Raw genomic sequence first — 16,568 nt, forward strand, 5'->3', positions numbered from 1 at the left:
TGTGGATTGAGGCTTTTACATTATTATTTGACCAGCAGCACGAGACAGTTTTATGAAGCGGAGTGTGCACATTTTTTTCAAGCTGCCTTAGCTGGAGACTTTCGGTGTCCGGTAATCTTTTGTTCCGTCGATCAGCCCACGAATGTAACCGTATGCAAACAGGCGGCCAAGCATCGTATAGCCCGGTTCTCCATCGTCTTCTCCATAAAGTTGCGGGACGTGATCGGGACGAATCGGGCCATTGAATCCAATTTCCTCGTAAGCACGAATCGCAGCAGCCATATCTGTTGGGCCGTTGTCGTGGAATGTTTCGACGAATGCTTCCGGGGATCCTTGGGCGTCACGGAAGTGAACGTATTGAATATGGCGACCAAGCCGTAGAATTGTGGAGGGGATGTCAACGCCCATCGCAGCGAATGTTCCCTGACAAAAACAGATGGCATTTCTCGGGCTTGGAACGAGAGCGACCAGTTTCTCAAACGCCTCGATGGAATTCATGATGCGCGCTTTACGATGGAACACCGGTAGCGGAGGATCATCTGGATGCATCACCAAAGTGACTTGAGCCTCTTCTGCGACGGGGATTACCTCTTTAAGAAAGGCTTCCAGATTCGCCCAAAGTTGTTCGGCGGAAATTTCCTCTTGGGAGAGTTCGCTCTCGGAGGCGTTGAGAGAAACCGCCTGCTCTGCCTGTTGAAGATTAAAGCCGGTGACCTTTGCTCCCCCACGTTCGGGAGCGGACAGTTCCGTTCGGACCCAATCTGTTCCCGCCATAAAGTTGTAGCAGAGAAGCGGAACGCCGACAGTTCCGAGATTGCGAATCAACTCTTTCATCGCGCGCATCTCACTTCCATCTTCGTCGATTCCCAGCTTGGTTTTTTCAATCGGCAGATAGCCTTCGATTGCGAAGAGTTGCAGCCCATGATCCTCGATTCGCTGCTTTACGGTGACGAGGTCGTTTAAGGTTGGTCCGGGATACCGCGTTACAATTCCTTCGACCCCACATTGCACGGCGAGTTGCATATTTTCCGAACTGGGCGGAGTGAGAACGCTCGCAAGTTTCATTGTGGCCGCCTGCTGAACTTCACTTGTGTGGAAAACGCAATAATTGTGGCGGCATCTTAGCTGGTGTGATTGTCACCGTCGAACAAACCATGTGTTCACTATTAAACCGGAAAGACGGTTTAGCGGTTTATGTCGAGCGAATTCTTGAATGTTGAACCGAAGGTTGCCAGTCGACCAGTTTGAGTTCGACGGTTTCATAACCTCGAAAGCGGTTCATGTTGGTGGTGAAGCAAATTGAGAAAGGACCTGTGATGGCCTCTTGCATTTCATCTGCCCATTCTCCTTTTCCGAAAGCAACGGCACGGAGAACCTTGCTGCCGTCGCGGACTCTCAACGACAGGTGGCGTTCGCCTCCTCCCATTTTTTTGGGAGGTTCGACCAGTTCGATGTTGCTCGCTGAAAAGATTGGTCGACGATGCGCCGCTCCGTATGGGCCGAGCCAGTCGAGCTCTTTGACTGCACGGTGTGTTAAGTCGTGGAGTGTCACCTCGGCGTCAACGTCTAGTTCTGGTTGAGCTGAATCGGATGAGTTATCTTCCAATGCGATTTGTCCGAGTGTTTGGCGAAAGTCATCGAGTCGCTCGGACTTGACCCGTAAACCTGCTGCTGCTTTGTGACCTCCAAAGGCCTCAAGGAGTTCGCTGCAGGCAGACAATCCAGAGTGCAAATCGTATCCATGGAAGGAGCGTCCTGACCCTTGTCCGATGCCTGACTCTGTGTTCATTGCAATCATGATTGTCGGACGTTCGTACTTTTCGGCAATTCGGCTGGCAACGATACCGATGACTCCGGGATGCCAGTCTTCACTCGCTAAGACGAGTGCACCTGATTCGAGCCATTCGGGGTTTTCTTCGATCTGTTCTTTGGCCTGTTTATAAATTTTTCGCTCAACTTTTTGTCGATCTTTGTTGAGCTGGTCCATATAGTCGGCAAGTTGCGCAGCGCGTTGGCGATTCTCAGTGGTGAGCAATTCGACCGCGAGCCGAGCCTGTCCCAGACGGCCAGCTGCGTTGATGCGCGGCCCGATTCCGAATCCGATGTCTTCGGCACTCAACTCTTTTTGTTCATCGAGATTGGCGACCTTCAGGAGCATCGACAGGCCGATCATGGATTTGTCGAGCAGTGTTGATAAGCCGTACTGCACGATGATCCGATTTTCGCCGATCAGCGGGACAACATCGGCAACTGTCCCGATGGCTGCCAGTCCGACGGCGGATTTCAGGTACTCACGCATTCGCGGAGAAGCTTTTGTTCCGTCACCCAGCTTCTGACAAACAGCCCACGCCAGTTTAAAGGCGACGCCAGCCCCGCAAAGCTCTTTGAACGGATATTCGCTGCCCGGCAATCGTGGATGAACATTCGTCGCTGCGTCCGGCAATTCGTCCAGCATGGTGTGGTGATCGGTGATGATCAATTCCAGACCGAGCTCTTTTGCGAGTGCAGCTTCTTTCAGGCTGCAGATTCCGCAGTCGACTGTAATGACGAGTCGGTCGGGATCTTCTTCGTGGAGAGTTCGTATCGCGTCAAGATTCAGGCCATACCCTTCTTCGAGTCGGCAGGGGATATAATAGTCGACCTTTGCACCGGCGAGTTTCAGGCAGTGCCACAAAATACTCGTTGCGGTCACACCATCGACGTCGTAGTCCCCATAAATCGTGATCCGACGCTGAGATTTCATCGCAGCGATCATGCGATCCGACGCCTCTTCGACGCCGGGCAAGAGTCCCGGGTCGTGCAGGTCTTTCATTTGAGTGGTGTAGAGCTTGAGTGCTTGTTCTTTCGACTCAATTCCACGCGCAGCCAAGACTTGAGCAAGCAGTGGCGAACAGGACATCTCTTTGGCCAATCGCCCAATCGCTCCCTGATCGTGTGGTGCAAACCTCCATTGTTTTGGCATAAGATGTCGACTCAATTTGTTTGTGGTTCTTTCGGAAATTCCGTCTCAATGCGAGTGTACCGCGAAGCCGCTGGAATCCAAAGTGATTCAATGCATCGCTTCAAGTTGTGTGCCGAGGCATTGTGTGCTGAGACAATGTCGCCCGGCGAGGTTCGTGGCGCCGATCGAAGTCGGTTGATTTCTGCCTGCTGGCTTCACAAATTCGCGAAAACATCCTTGAGTTCAGGCATTGCTCCACGGTGTGAGGCCACGATGCCGCCGATTTTGTTGGCGAAGTGCCCGGAATCTTTCAGCGTTTTGCCCTGCAACTGAGAAACGATCAACCCCGCCGTGAAGGCGTCTCCCGCTCCGACTGTGTCAGCGACTTGAATTCGTTCACCAGCGACATCAACGACATCATCTTGACTGCTCAACAAGCACCCGTTGGCTCCTCGTGTGATGCAAACCAGATCGAGATCGAATTTCTGGATGAGTTCTTTGGAGAATGCTTGGAAATCCGACGGGAGCCCCAGTAAAGGTGCCAGCAGTTCGACTTCTTCGTCGTTCAGTTTGATGATGTTTGCCAATTTTAAAGAGGCTTCAATCCAGGCGATGTCATAATATGACTGGCGAATGTTGACGTCGTACACTCGCAGGCAGTCGGGTGATGTCGCCTGCACAGCTTGGTGAATTGACGTCCTGGATTTCTCGCAACGCTGCGCGAGTGTCCCGAAACAAACAGCTTTTGCTTTCTGCATGAGTTGCGAGAGCTCGTCGTGAAATTCAAGGTTGTCCCACGCAACACCTTCGTGAATCACATATTCTGGTTGGTTCTGATCATTAAACGAAACAGTCACCCGACCGGTCGGGGCTGTGGGATCTCGCTGAATGGCTGATGTTTGCAACCCTTTAGATTCTAGAAACGTGACAAGTTCATCACCTGATGAATCAGTCCCGATGCGGCTGACGATGACGCCTTGGCCGCCGAGTTGCTGTACCTGGAAAGCAACATTCGCAGGCGCCCCACCGGGACGCTTTTCATCCGGAAAAACATCCCACAGAATTTCACCCAGCCCTACGACAATCGGCGAATTTTGAGAAGTAGTCATGATATCCTTGGCTTGTTCCGAGCCTTATTCCTGGCGTTGTGTATTCATCAATTCTAGCGCTCTATGGGAACACTGCAACGCGAAGGGTTCATTGATGACTGAATCGGTTGAAGTTCTTTTGACACGCCGGCGCCGTTGCGGGATTATCGTTCAAAATGGCGAACCTGAAGTGGCTGGAAGAATTTTGATATTTTCTTCCACAACATGCAGCTCTATTGATTCTGCTCATTGACAGCTGAATTTCGCCCCACCTAGACTCTGCTCAACAAGCGACGCATCCAACTAAGTGAATGAATTGATTCAGTTTGGTTTGAGTTCTTTGTTCCATGATTGGACTGAGGTTCATGACTGGATTATTGGAGATCAAGGATGTCATTTTTTTGATCATGGTACGGTGTCGAAATTTACAGTGTTAGTTTTTGGCAAATCGTGACGAACGCCAAAGCGGAATCGAGGAGCGGATCGTAGATGTTCATCAATGAAGACAGGGCTTCGGGATCGACACTCTGGAGGCGTCTGCAAGTCGGGCTTGTGAGTTTCGCCACCATCTTTGCAACGTCGCCCCTGCTGGCAGCGGATTCGAACGACGTCCCGACCGAGGGAGTCATCGTCAGCTGGCTCATCGCTCTTGGGGGAGCAATCGCTGCTCTTTCCTTTGCGTATCGGTTCTTTAAGTGGATGGTCGAACAGGACGAAGGTGATGAGGCGATGGTCAGAATCGCCGGCTTCGTCCGCGAAGGAGCGGATGCTTACTTGTCGCGCCAATATCGTGTTGTTGCAATTTTCTTCGTGGTGACATCCGCGCTTTTGTTGCTGCTTGCTTATGCATTTAAAGCACAGTCAACCATTGTTCCCATCGCATTTCTGTCGGGCGGTTTCTTTTCAGCTCTCGCTGGCTGGTGCGGAATGAAGACCGCCACGCTGGCAAGTTCACGGACAGCTCAAGCTTGCAAAACCAGTCTGAACGATGGTTTGCAGGTTGCGTTTCGTAGTGGAGCGGTGATGGGGCTGACGGTGGTCGGTCTGGGGCTGATCGATATCTGTATGTGGTTTGCTGTGCTGTATTGGATCTTCCCTTTGCTGGGGACCACACTGACAATTCAGGAAATTACTGTGACGATGTTGTGCTTCGGAATGGGAGCCAGCAGCCAGGCATTGTTCGCTCGCGTTGGTGGAGGGATCTTTACGAAGGCCGCCGACGTCGGAGCAGATCTCGTCGGAAAGGTTGAAGCCGGGATTCCCGAAGACGACCCAAGAAACCCTGCGACCATTGCAGACAACGTCGGAGATAATGTCGGAGATGTCGCCGGAATGGGGGCAGACCTGTACGAATCGTACTCCGGTTCGATTTTAGCATCAGCAGCCATCGGAGTGGCGGCGTATCAGGGGCATCTCAAGATGCAAATGATGATGATGCTCTTGCCGATGGTCCTGGCTGGATTGGGAATCGGCCTTTCGATCATGGGGATCCATCTGGTTCGTACCGATGAGAACGCTGATCAAAAGAAGCTGTTGAGCGCATTGGGAACAGGCATCAACGGCAGCAGCCTCGGAGTCGCTGCGGTCTCGGCCATTATGGTTTATCTGATGCTCGTCCGGCCTTCGGATTCTGTCTCTGAACAACTCGCAGCAGATGGGCTGCGCCACGGAACACAAATGTTCGGAGTGCTCATTGCGATTCTTTCCGGTCTGGTCTCCGGTTGGGTGATCGGGTGGTGGACGGAGCACGCCACAAGCGATGTCTATGCACCAACGAAAAGAATCGCCGATCAGTCAGTCACTGGTCCGGCAACAGTCATTATCGCAGGTGTCGCTGAAGGATTTTACAGCGTTTGGGTTCCCATTGTGGTAGTCGGAACGGCAATTCTAGTTGCCTTTGGTGCCTGTACCGGGTTTCACTATGCCGATGCGGATCTGTTCGCGATGGGGCTTTACGGAGTCGCGATTGCAGCGGTCGGAATGCTCAGCACTCTTGGAATCACACTTGCCACAGATGCGTACGGTCCCATTGCCGACAACGCAGGGGGCAACGCTCAGATGAGTGATCAGGACCCTCAGGTCCGTCAGAGAACTGATGCGCTCGACAGTTTGGGGAACACGACTGCAGCCACCGGGAAGGGGTTTGCGATTGGCTCAGCGGCACTGACAGCACTCGCATTGCTGGCAGCTTACATGGAAGAGGTCCGTGTCGGTTTTGATCGCTGGGTGGAGCCGATTGTCGTCGCTCAGACAGTGGATGACGACAGGACAAACGCATTCGTCGTCGAGTCAGGGGTGCTTGCAGTTCGCTTACCTGACGCAAAAAAGAACTCCGCTTATATTGTCTATGAACCAGTTTCGAAAAATCAGGCGATAAAAACGGAATCGCTCATTGGCGACAAAGCCAAGATCGGCGAGACAGTCCAGATCGACATTGATGAACTTGTTGATGATGGCATGATCGTCAACACGGCAACCGCCCGGATGCCAGACTTCGTTCGTTTTTATAACGTTACGATCATGAATCCGAAGGTGCTGGTCGGGATGTTCATGGGGGTGATGCTGGCGTTCGTCTTCTGTGCAATGACAATGAAAGCGGTCGGTCGCTCGGCGCAGTCTATGGTGAAAGAGGTCCGTAGGCAGTTCCATGAAATTGCAGGGATCATGGAAGGGACAGGCGAGCCCGACTACGCAGCCTGTGTTGATATTAGTACTCGAGCTGCTCAACGAGAAATGATAGTCCCCGCACTGTTAGGGCTCATTGTTCCTGTCCTGGTTGGAATGGTCCTTGGTGTTGGCGGAGTCATGGGAATGCTCGCAGGTGGGCTCACCTCAGGCTTTGCCGTTGCAGTCATGATGTCCAATGCAGGTGGTGCCTGGGACAATGCAAAGAAGTATATCGAAGCAGGTGCTCATGGCGGGAAAGGGACCGACGCTCACAAAGCTGCAGTCGTCGGCGATACCGTTGGAGATCCGTTCAAGGATACTTCTGGTCCGAGCCTGAATATTCTCATCAAGTTGATGAGCATCGTCAGCATTGTATTCGCTGGACTGATCGTGCAATTTTCTCTGCATCTGTGATCGGCGTGAGTTTCTGACACCGGGTTTCAGAGGCAGCGAAAAATCAGGTTTTTAGAGCAGTTTGCTCTACCGTGTGCCCGTGAAGAACGTATTTCTCCAGTAAAAATGCTGTTCGCCACGAGGCAGAACCTGCAAACCAATTCGAAAGATGCTCTAGTACAAATCAGTCCACGGGGATGCGTCTTTGGCGAACATTTCTCCCGACCTTTGTGTCCTTTGAGATGTGAGGACTCGGCCGATTTCAGGAAAAAATTAGAAAAATGTGAAGAAAATTGGGATTTCTTTCTCCCTTTCAAAAACATTACCCTGAATCGCATTCGAAATGCGTAGAATATCGGTAGAGTCAACAGCCAAGCTGGGGGGATGAATTGTCGTCCAGCTCACATTGCAAGTGAAAGGATACTGAATTGACAAATGCCACCCAAACCCGTGTCAGCAAAACAGACGGCCAAGTCACAGCGATCCGTTCGGAAGCTGTGGTTCAAAGAGCGCTGGAAAACGCCTGTCGAATTGCGAATGTCTGCGATGAATACCGAGGTTTGGACACAATCGTGCTAGACCTCACGCAGGTGACTCCATTGTTTGATTACTTCGTGATCACAACTGGAAAAAGTCGCCGACAGCTTCACGCAATTGCCGATCACTCCGACGATGCGATGAGAGATATCGGTTCGCAGCGACGCAGTACATCCGGCTATGAAACCGAATGGGTTTGTCAGGATTACGGCGATGTTGTCCTGCACGTTTTCTCGCCCGATGCAAGAAACCTGTACGATCTGGAAAATCTCTGGGCTGACGCCCCACGTGTCGATTGGCAAGCAGCCGTCAACAACGCGTAGTTTTTGGTAGAGATCACTTCGTGGGCATTGCCTCACGAGAGTGTTTGAATAAGAGAGCTTATCGCTTCGCAGTAAGATGCGAAGCGATTTTTTTATACCGCGATACGCTCAACCTGTCAGTGTTGCCATCATGATGCCCGCTGCGACGGAGACGTTCAGAGAAGTCACTTCTCCCAGTGGCGGAATTTGGCAAACTTGATCGCAGTTCTCTTGCGTCAGTCGGCGTAAACCTTTTTCTTCGTTGCCGATCACAAGTAACCAGCGGCGGTCTCGATCGACTTCCGCAAGTTTCATTTCTGCATGCTCGGAAGTTCCCAAGACCCAGAGGTCTTTCTTCTTTGCGACTTCCAGTGCCCGAGCCAGATTTGTTTGCATCACAATCGGGACTGTTTCAACTCCGCCAGCTGCCGTGTCGTAAACTGTTCCAGTCAGAGGGGCCGACCGATCTTGCGTCATGATGACTCCTTTGACCCCGAAGAATGCAGCCGTTCGAAAGACGGCTCCGACATTGTGCGGGTCTTGAAGCTGGTCGAAGGCAAGCCATAAGCCTCGTGGTGATGCATCGCTGAACAGTTCATCCAATGTCACGCTCGGTTTCTCGCGAACAACACCGTACGTCGTCCCGATCCGGCCGCTCTCTTCCCTTTGGCGAGGACGGCGATTCCCCTGAGAGATCGGTTCCTGGACCGAAATTCGCATACTTCTTGCGGTCTCTGCAGCCTGCTTCCAGGCTTCGCTGCTCTTCGTTGTGCTGGCATGAACTTCCATCACATCTTGCGGACGATATTTTAAGGCCGCGAGCACGCTGTGCGGGTTTGTGAGTTTCAGGGTTGCCATATCAGAGCTGGGAATCAGAAGTTGGAATTCAGGAAATTAGGAACTGAAGCTCCGCGCTTTCAGGACATTTCAATGCTTGTCGTGTCCGTGAAAGTTACGGAAGTTGCGTCACGAATTCTGCTGCGGGTCGGCGTTTCATTTGTGGAGTTTCAGTCGGGTAACCATACCACATCACTCCGACGATCTCTTCAAGCTTGCGGTCGAGATTGAGAATTTCATAAATCTCATCGCTACGAGTGACCGGGCCACTTGTCCATTTCATGCCGATTCCGGCATCCCATAAAAACAGCGACAAGTTTTGAATGGCGCAACAAACGGCAGCGTAGTCTTCTTTGTCGCGAATCGCATCATCAGATCGTTGATAGGTCACGACGAGCCAGCCGGGAATGGTGGACCACCTTTCACGTTTCTTCTGGGCAGCTTCTGGGCCCTTTGATTCCCGAACCATGTCAGCATTGAGGTTTACGATTCTCTGCGAAGTTTCCTGACCAAGTAGATAGAATCTCCACGGCTGAGTCAGCTTGTGATTCGGAGCCCAGATCGCCAGTTCGAGACCTTCTAATACAATTTCAGTCGGGACAGGTTCTGGAGCGAATTGATTGATCGTTCGTCGCGAACGGATCACATCGGAAATCAAATGATGATTCAGATTTGGCATCGTCTTAAAATGTCCTCAGTGCTGAGCAGGCAAAAGAAATGAATCTTGTCAGGTTGTTTCCAAACCAAATCGGTAGAGTAAATCTTTGCTGACACCTAGAGCAGTTTGCTCTACCGTTTGCCCGTGAAGAACGCAGTTCTCTAGTAAAAATGCTGTTCACCACGAGGCAGAACCTGCAAACCAATTCGAAAGATGCTCTAAGATAGCGGATCAGCCGGAATCATTCCTGCCTCAATCTGTGAGCCACGATAAAAGAGAAGCAGCGATGACATTTCGCTGGTCAAGACTCCTAAATCGAGCATCCAACGGGCAAATTCCGGGCTCTGACTTTCAACTTCAGGAACCTTGGCTATCAAATTCTGGAACCAGTCCTTTGCAAACATGCGCGCACCATGCGAGCATGTTGATCTGTAAGACTCCAATGCCTTGTTTGATATCAGAGATTCGAAAATGATCTTTAAAGTTTGTTGCGCGGTGATGGCTTTTTCGATTTATAGCAGCTGCGAAACTTCGGTTCACGCTGCCGAGAAAGAGTACGACGTTGTTGTGTATGGAGGGACTGCTGCCGGAATTGTGACAGCTGTTCAGGTTCGGCGAATGGGTGGGACTGTGCTTGTCATCGAGCCGACCAACCGCATCGGCGGGCTGACCACAGGAGGGTTGGGGCAAACAGACATCGGAAACAAAGCGGCGATTGGCGGAGTTTCGCGCGAGTTCTACCAGCGTATTAAAACTTATTACACGAAGGACTCCAGTTGGAACTTGCAATCAGCTGAGTCCTATCGCAGTGCTGGTCAGTCTCGTTCAAGTCAAAACGAGGACACCATGTGGACATTCGAGCCGAGTGCGGCATTGGATGTTCTCAACGATTTCGTGAAGGAGTACGAGATCCCCGTGCTCTATCAAGAACGTCTCGACCGTACCGGGAACTCGGGTGTTGGAAAAATCGGGCAAGGTGTCGATATCCAAGAAGGGCGAATTCGCTCGCTGACTACCGAAAGTGGAAAGACGATTCGCGGCAAGATCTTCATTGATGCGACTTATGAGGGTGATCTTCTCGCTGTTGCGGGTGTCGATTATACGATCGGTCGAGAAGCGAACTCGCTGTACGGGGAAACCTATAACGGTGTGCAGGTTCGTCATTCACGACATCATCAGTTTCAGAAAGGTGTCGACCCATATATCAAGAAAGGTGATCCAAGTAGCGGGCTCTTGCCGGGGATCGATCCAACCGGCCCAGGCGCTGAAGACTCTGGGGACCATCGCGTTCAGGCATACTGTTTTCGCATGTGTCTGACTAATCACGATCCGAACAGGATTCCGTTTGCCAAGCCAAGCGATTACGACCCGCTGATGTATGAGGCACTTTTCCGAAACTTCGAAGCGGGTGAGAGAGCAGCCCCGCTGACGTTTTCTCCAATGCCGAATTACAAAACCGACTCCAATAACAATCATGGGTTCTCGACGGACTTCATCGGGCAGAACTACGACTACCCCGAAGCTTCCTATGAAGAACGAGAGCAAATTGTTGCCCGGCATCTTTCTTATCAACAGGGGCTCATGTGGTCGCTGGCGAATCATCCACGGGTTCCAGAACATCTCCGCGAGCAACTCAGTCAGTGGGGAACTTGCAAAGATGAGTTCGACCGCAAAGATGGTTGGCAGCAGCAACTTTACATTCGAGAAGCACGTCGGATGATCGGTGAAATGGTGATGACGCAACACCATTGTCAGGGTCGCGAAGTTGTGAAACGTCCGGTCAGCCTGGCTGCTTACACAATGGATTCTCACAATGTGCAACGATATGTCACTGAGGATGGATTCCTCCGTAATGAAGGGGATGTCCAGATTGGTGGCTTCTCCCCGTACCCGATTGATTATGGTTCGATCATTCCGAAGAAAGCTGAGTGCGAAAACCTGCTCGTTCCGGTTTGTTTGAGTGCTTCACACATTGCTTTCGGATCGATTCGTATGGAGCCGGTCTTCATGGTGCTGGGGCAATCGTCAGCGACCGCTGCGATGCACGCGATTCAGGAAAATGTCGCAGTGCAGGACATCAATTTTGAGAAACTCCAGGCACGACTCATTGCAGACAAACAGGTTCTGGAGTGGACAGGTCCTAGACGCGACCCAGTGAAGTCGATTTCGTTGAAGTCGCTGAAAGGACTTGTGATCGACGATGACAAGGCAGATTTGGTCGGGTTCACCGGTTTCAGCCAATCAGCCGGACCGTTCGTCGATGCAGGGTACCGTCACGATGGCAATATCGATAAAGGTGGACAGGTCGCGAAGTATCATTTCAAGATTACCAAGCCTGGAAAATACGCCGTTCGAATCGGATATACCGCTAACGGAAACCGCGCGACCAATGTCCCGGTTCAGGTGACCTCGCCTCAAAAAACGGTCGAGCGTTTCACACTCAATCAAAAGGAAAAGCCACAGGAAGCTGCCTTCACAAGCGTCGCGACACTCACATTTGAACCAGGCACGGCAACTGTCGAGCTCAGCAATAAAGAGACCAATGGCTACGTGGTCATCGACGCAGTGCAATTGCTGCCTGTGGAATGATGCCTCTGAATTTCGCCTGCTGGTTGCACAGTGCTTTCGCTTTGTTCCCGGTGGGCGTTTCGAAATCGGTTGTTGGGGACTGAACGCTCTCGCCGGGCACGCTTGCGAGCGTTCGGTCTCAAACTTTCAGGGGCATTCGTTTGCGAAGTACCCCTGCCATCCGAATCCTCTCTGTTATGAGACGAAAAACGGCTGGCCCCTGTTACGAAACGGGTCACTGTCGATCTCTTTTTAATTTGTGTAGGATTCTGCATTGCCTCAGTGGTGAGAAGGAAGAGACGTCACCGCGGCGAGGCTGAATTCGTTTTGAGAACATCAAGAGATCGACATCCATGCCGCTGGAACGTATTAGTCGGACCTGTTTTAACCTGATTCACGGAAAAAACCTGGTCTACAACCAATGTTGGGAAGATCCTCGCCTGGATCGTAAGGCATTGGAACTGACGTCTGAAGACAACGTCGCTGTCATTACATCAGCAGGATGCAATGCGTTGGATTACGCATTGGCCGGCGCCAATCATGTCTATGCTGTCGACATGAATTATCGGCAAAACGCACTGCTGGAGCTGAAAAAGACTGCGGTCACTCATCTCGACTATGAATCATATTTCAGTCTGTTTGGATCTGGTCGACTCGAAAATTGGGATTCAATCTACGCCGAGAAACTTCGTCCGAATTTGCCGGAGCAGGCCCGTAAGTTTTGGGACCGACACGGCAAGTTCTTCAAAGGGACCGGTCGGCGTCCGAGTTTCTACTTTCGAGGAACTTCGGGGCTGTTCGCCTGGATGGTCAATGGATATGTCGATCGGGTGGTCAAACTTCGCTCGTCGATCAATCAGATTCTGGATGCGAAAACTGTCGAAGAACAACAGGAAATTTTCTACGAACAAAATTTGAAAGAGTCTCTGTTCAAACCGATGGTACGCTGGCTGTTGGGACGTGATACAACCATGGCGATGCTGGGAGTTCCCCGCAGTCAGCGTCAGCAGCTTGATAGCGGCTATCCCGGAGGAATCGCTCAGTTCATTGTGGATCGCATCGAAACGGTTTTCGCAAAGCTACCGCTCCACGATAATTACTTTTGGCGTGTGTACCTGACTGGGGAATACACCAAAGAGTGTTGCCCAGAGTATTTAAAAGAAGAAAATTTCGAGAGCCTGCGAGACTCGATCTCAGCAAATGTGACGACTCATACGAATTCGCTGCTTGGCTTTTTGGAGCAGCACGACGGTGAGATTTCGCGATTTGTTTTGCTCGACCATATGGATTGGATGTATCACAACGCCAAGGATGTTCTGAACGCAGAATGGCAGGGGATCGTTGATCGGGCAGCTCCGGGAGCCAAGGTCATCTGGCGGAGTGCGAGTTTGGAAGTCGACTTTGTTGATCCCATTGAAGTGACAGTCAACGGTGAGAAAACAACAATGGGTGAATTGCTCAGCTATCGCCCCGAGTTGACAGCAGAGTTGCATCCCATCGACCGCGTGAACACGTATGGAAGTTTTTACGTTGCTGACCTAAACGTTTAGAGCATCTTTCGAAGAGGTGTGCGGGTTCTGGCAATCAAGCAATGGCATTGACCTCCGTCTCTCTGCGACTTCGTGGTGAATTCCTGCTTTGAAATTTTAATTCAAAACATTTCTGAAGAACCTCAATTCCGACTATGGCGAATCCCATTAAAACAGTCGCTGGCGACATGAAAACCTTGTGGCATCTGGCAGTTCGTCGGGCCAAAGGGAAGACGCATGCGGAGCGATTGGAAAATTTCTATTCTGGTCAGGCGAATAATTACGACGACTTCAGGCGTCGTATGCTGCACAGCCGGGAAGAAATGATTCAATCGGTTGATGTCCCTGATGGAGGCGTCTGGGTTGATCTGGGGGCCGGAACCGGTGAGAACGCAGAGCACATTGGCCCGGACATCGAGAAGCTCAGCCAGATGTATCTGATTGATCTTTCGGAGTCATTGCTTGATCAGGCTCAACAGCGCATCGACGCTCGTGGCTGGGGAAATGTGAAACCGGTCTGCCATGACGCAACGACGTTTGTTCCTCAAGAGGGACAGGCGGACGTCGTGACATTTTCCTATTCACTCACCATGATCCCGGACTGGTTTCGAGCGATCGACCATGCTTACTCTTTATTAAAGCCGGGTGGGAAAATCGGTGTTGTCGACTTCTACGTTTCCCGAAAACATCCCGATGACGCACTAAAGAAGCATCCTTGGGGGACTCGCAGTTTCTGGCAGCCATGGTTCGCTTCGGACAACGTCTTTTTGAGTCCAGATCATATCCCTTACCTGCTTAATAAATTCGAGAAGGTGAAGCTCGATGAACGGCGAGGGAAAATTCCTTATCTCCCATTCATTCGCGCGCCGCACTATCTGTTCATTGGGCAAAAGCCAGTTGATGCTGTTGGGCAGGAGTGAGGCTGACCTCTTGTATTGTTGTTGCAGTTGCTGTTCGGAGTCGCTCATTTTTTTAAAGAGCATTTCTCGAAGTGATCAGTTTCTTAGATTGTCGACCGGTCTCTTCGATTGCGAATTGTGACCGTACCCTGCATGAATCGTTTTGAGTCTGTTACGCTCATAGGTGAGCAGGAGTGACAGGATGATCAACTCATCGAAGCCGGGAGTCAGACGGGACAATTGTCCTGTTTGATGTGGCGTTCACTTCTAGAGCATCTTCGGAACTGATGTACGCGTTCTGTCTTGTGAGAACGAGCGGCTCTTCACATGAAGAGCACTCTTCCCGAAGGCGGAAACTCCGAATGTGATTTCATCGCTCGCCTGACTCTGACGTGCAACATCTTGATCCCCGGAAGAGGAGTGCTGATGACTTTGTTTAAGACGTTTCCGACGCGGCGCCAGTTTTTGAAAGAGACGGTCCTCACGTCGGCGGGCTTGGCTTCGCTGGCGACGGGAGTTCGAACCTCATCGGCGCAGCAGGCGACTGAAGCGATCAACATTGGTTCGCGTCGAGAACTTTTCGTCGACAATACCTTGATTGAAAAACTGGTCGGCGGTGCAGCGACGCGGTTGCATCATCCAGTTCCGCGTGAGGTCGCCTTAGATCACGATGAACCTTGGGAAGGAACCGGAAGTGGTTATCACAGCGTCTTCAAAGATGGAGACCGATACCGGATGTACTACAAGGCCTGGCACATTGAAGTCGCCAACAACAAAGTGACCACCAACCGGCATCCGCTGTTTCTTTGTTATGCGGAAAGCGATGACGGAACCAAGTGGGTCAAGCCGAAGCTGGGTCTCCACGAATTTAATGGTTCGAAAGAGAACAACATCGTGATGGTGACCGGAAAGATCGGCTCACTCAATGTTGATCCCGGTCACCCTGCTGTCTTCATTGATGAAAATCCAGATGCTCCGCCTGCTGCCAGATATAAAGCGATCGTTCGGTCAAGCAAGCCGAATGGGCTGTTACCGTTTCAGTCTCTCGACGGACTGAACTGGACTCCTATGACAGACAAGCCGATCCTGTCAGGGCTGGGAGCGTTCGACTCCCAAAATCTGGCCTTCTGGGATCCGACTATTCAGAAGTATCGAGCCTACTGGCGAATCTTCACAGCTGGCGTCACCACGGATAAAGAGTGGAAACCGGGTGGAATCCGGGCGATTCGCACCGCAACCTCGGACGACCTGGTGAATTGGGGACCGCACTCAGAAATTAAGTATGTCGACTCTCCTCATGAAGAACTCTACACCAACCAGATCAAGCCGTATCATCGAGCACCGCACATTTTGCTCGGATTTCCAGCCCGTTATATCGACCGCAACTGGTCTCAGTCGATGAATGATCTGCCTGCTCATGAACAACGAAAACAGCGAGCAGCTGGCAGTCGACGATATGGAACCGCCATCACTGAGGGGCTCTTTATGGCCAGCCGAGATGGTCAAACGTTTCACCGTTGGAATGAGGCGTTTCTCAGACCGGGGCCGGAGCGTGCAGAGAGCTGGCATTATGGGCAGCAGTACATCGCCTGGCATCTGGTCGAAACGAAACCGACACTCACCGGGGCAGCCAACGAGCTTTCACTCTATGCTTCGGAAAGTTACTGGCACGGCAAGGGGAGTGCCGTGCGTCGCTATTCGCTGCGGCTCGATGGTTTCGTCTCGGTCAACGGCCCAGCTTCCGACGGGAACGAACTCATTACGAAGCCGTTCGTATTCGATGGCTCGCAACTTCATGTGAACTTCGCAACTTCCGCAGCTGGCAGCCTTCGCGTTGAATTTCAAAACGTCGACGGTTCACCCATCGAAGGGTTTCGTCTCGCAGACTGCAATCTGCACTTCGGGGATTCGGTTGATCGAATCATCACTTGGAAGAACGGGAGTGATGTCAGCAAGCTCGCTGGTAAACCGATCCGCGCCCGCTTCGAACTTCGTGATGCCGATCTGTATTCCATGAAGTTTGAATCGTGAGGATGGTGACTCTTCAGCACCCTGAGAGGCAGAGCTTACTTTAGAGCATCTTCAGGTTTGGTTTGCAGTGTAGCCGCAGGAGTGAATGTAATTCAAACATTCTTGGGGACTGAACTCA

At 51.5% G+C, this 16,568-nt stretch carries 12 protein-coding genes; 6 read left to right on the forward strand and 6 right to left on the reverse strand.

Annotated elements, in window-relative coordinates; genetic code table 11:
• Nucleotides 1–87 precede the first annotated feature (87 nt).
• The 3 genes from ACN0YR_RS13165 to ACN0YR_RS13175 all read right to left on the reverse strand — a co-directional run bounded on the left by ACN0YR_RS13165 (nucleotide 88) and on the right by ACN0YR_RS13175 (nucleotide 4,050).
• Nucleotides 88–1,065: a mannonate dehydratase gene (locus tag ACN0YR_RS13165; protein WP_417849696.1), complete on the reverse strand. Its 978-nt coding sequence runs from the start codon at nucleotides 1,063–1,065 to the stop codon at nucleotides 88–90.
• A gap of 127 nt (nucleotides 1,066–1,192) precedes the next feature.
• Nucleotides 1,193–2,962: a single-stranded-DNA-specific exonuclease RecJ gene (gene recJ, locus ACN0YR_RS13170; protein WP_417849697.1), complete on the reverse strand. Its 1,770-nt coding sequence runs from the start codon at nucleotides 2,960–2,962 to the stop codon at nucleotides 1,193–1,195.
• A gap of 194 nt (nucleotides 2,963–3,156) precedes the next feature.
• Entirely contained in the window at nucleotides 3,157–4,050 is an 894-nt protein-coding gene (locus ACN0YR_RS13175) for a carbohydrate kinase family protein (RefSeq protein WP_417849698.1), read from the reverse strand.
• A gap of 468 nt (nucleotides 4,051–4,518) precedes the next feature.
• Here ACN0YR_RS13175 and ACN0YR_RS13180 point away from each other — a divergent pair, with 468 nt between their 5' ends.
• Entirely contained in the window at nucleotides 4,519–7,110 is a 2,592-nt protein-coding gene (locus ACN0YR_RS13180) for a sodium-translocating pyrophosphatase (protein ID WP_417849699.1), read from the forward strand.
• A gap of 407 nt (nucleotides 7,111–7,517) precedes the next feature.
• The gene (gene rsfS, locus ACN0YR_RS13185; RefSeq protein WP_417849700.1) at nucleotides 7,518–7,949 is read left to right on the forward strand and encodes a ribosome silencing factor; all 432 of its coding nucleotides are present in this window, start codon (nucleotides 7,518–7,520) and stop codon (nucleotides 7,947–7,949) included.
• 108 nt (nucleotides 7,950–8,057) lie between these two features.
• Here the strand turns inward: rsfS and rlmB are convergent, their stop codons facing one another.
• The 3 genes from rlmB to ACN0YR_RS13200 form a co-directional block, all read right to left on the reverse strand.
• Nucleotides 8,058–8,786, reverse strand: a complete 729-nt coding sequence (gene rlmB, locus ACN0YR_RS13190; RefSeq protein WP_417849701.1) for a 23S rRNA (guanosine(2251)-2'-O)-methyltransferase RlmB — start codon at nucleotides 8,784–8,786, stop codon at nucleotides 8,058–8,060.
• A 94-nt stretch (nucleotides 8,787–8,880) separates the two neighbouring features.
• Nucleotides 8,881–9,444 carry a nitroreductase gene (locus ACN0YR_RS13195; RefSeq protein WP_417849702.1) on the reverse strand — a complete coding sequence of 188 codons (564 nt, stop codon included), beginning with the start codon at nucleotides 9,442–9,444 and terminating at the stop codon, nucleotides 8,881–8,883.
• Between the two features lie 197 nt (nucleotides 9,445–9,641).
• Complete coding sequence (locus ACN0YR_RS13200; protein WP_417849703.1) at nucleotides 9,642–9,827, reverse strand: hypothetical protein; 186 nt, start codon at nucleotides 9,825–9,827, stop codon at nucleotides 9,642–9,644.
• A gap of 67 nt (nucleotides 9,828–9,894) precedes the next feature.
• On the opposite strand from ACN0YR_RS13200, the gene ACN0YR_RS13205 reads away from it, so the two are divergent.
• The 4 genes from ACN0YR_RS13205 (at nucleotide 9,895) to ACN0YR_RS13220 (ending at nucleotide 16,450) form a co-directional block, all read left to right on the forward strand.
• Nucleotides 9,895–12,012, forward strand: a complete 2,118-nt coding sequence (locus ACN0YR_RS13205; RefSeq protein WP_417849704.1) for an FAD-dependent oxidoreductase — start codon at nucleotides 9,895–9,897, stop codon at nucleotides 12,010–12,012.
• 332 nt (nucleotides 12,013–12,344) lie between these two features.
• Entirely contained in the window at nucleotides 12,345–13,541 is a 1,197-nt protein-coding gene (locus ACN0YR_RS13210) for a DUF3419 family protein (protein WP_417849705.1), read from the forward strand.
• Nucleotides 13,542–13,675: 134 nt separating this feature from the next.
• Entirely contained in the window at nucleotides 13,676–14,440 is a 765-nt protein-coding gene (locus ACN0YR_RS13215; protein WP_417849706.1) for a class I SAM-dependent methyltransferase, read from the forward strand.
• Between the two features lie 405 nt (nucleotides 14,441–14,845).
• Entirely contained in the window at nucleotides 14,846–16,450 is a 1,605-nt protein-coding gene (locus tag ACN0YR_RS13220) for a hypothetical protein (RefSeq protein WP_417849707.1), read from the forward strand.
• Nucleotides 16,451–16,568: the final 118 nt, after the last annotated feature.

This window comes from Thalassoglobus sp., assembly GCF_048270125.1.
GTDB lineage: Bacteria > Planctomycetota > Planctomycetia > Planctomycetales > Planctomycetaceae > Thalassoglobus.

Excerpts from the sequence above, each read along its gene's own strand:
- ACN0YR_RS13205 (WP_417849704.1), top strand. The coding sequence starts at position 9,895 with ATGATCTTTAAAGTTTGTTGCGCGGTGATGGCTTTTTCGATTTATAGC.
- ACN0YR_RS13180 (WP_417849699.1), top strand. The coding sequence starts at position 4,519 with ATGTTCATCAATGAAGACAGGGCTTCGGGATCGACACTCTGGAGGCGT.
- ACN0YR_RS13200 (WP_417849703.1), bottom strand. The coding sequence starts at position 9,827 with ATGTTTGCAAAGGACTGGTTCCAGAATTTGATAGCCAAGGTTCCTGAA.
- ACN0YR_RS13210 (WP_417849705.1), top strand. The coding sequence starts at position 12,345 with ATGCCGCTGGAACGTATTAGTCGGACCTGTTTTAACCTGATTCACGGA.
- ACN0YR_RS13215 (WP_417849706.1), top strand. The coding sequence starts at position 13,676 with ATGGCGAATCCCATTAAAACAGTCGCTGGCGACATGAAAACCTTGTGG.
- recJ (WP_417849697.1), bottom strand. The coding sequence starts at position 2,962 with ATGCCAAAACAATGGAGGTTTGCACCACACGATCAGGGAGCGATTGGG.
- ACN0YR_RS13175 (WP_417849698.1), bottom strand. The coding sequence starts at position 4,050 with ATGACTACTTCTCAAAATTCGCCGATTGTCGTAGGGCTGGGTGAAATT.
- ACN0YR_RS13220 (WP_417849707.1), top strand. The coding sequence starts at position 14,846 with ATGACTTTGTTTAAGACGTTTCCGACGCGGCGCCAGTTTTTGAAAGAG.
- ACN0YR_RS13195 (WP_417849702.1), bottom strand. The coding sequence starts at position 9,444 with ATGCCAAATCTGAATCATCATTTGATTTCCGATGTGATCCGTTCGCGA.
- ACN0YR_RS13165 (WP_417849696.1), bottom strand. The coding sequence starts at position 1,065 with ATGAAACTTGCGAGCGTTCTCACTCCGCCCAGTTCGGAAAATATGCAA.
- rlmB (WP_417849701.1), bottom strand. The coding sequence starts at position 8,786 with ATGGCAACCCTGAAACTCACAAACCCGCACAGCGTGCTCGCGGCCTTA.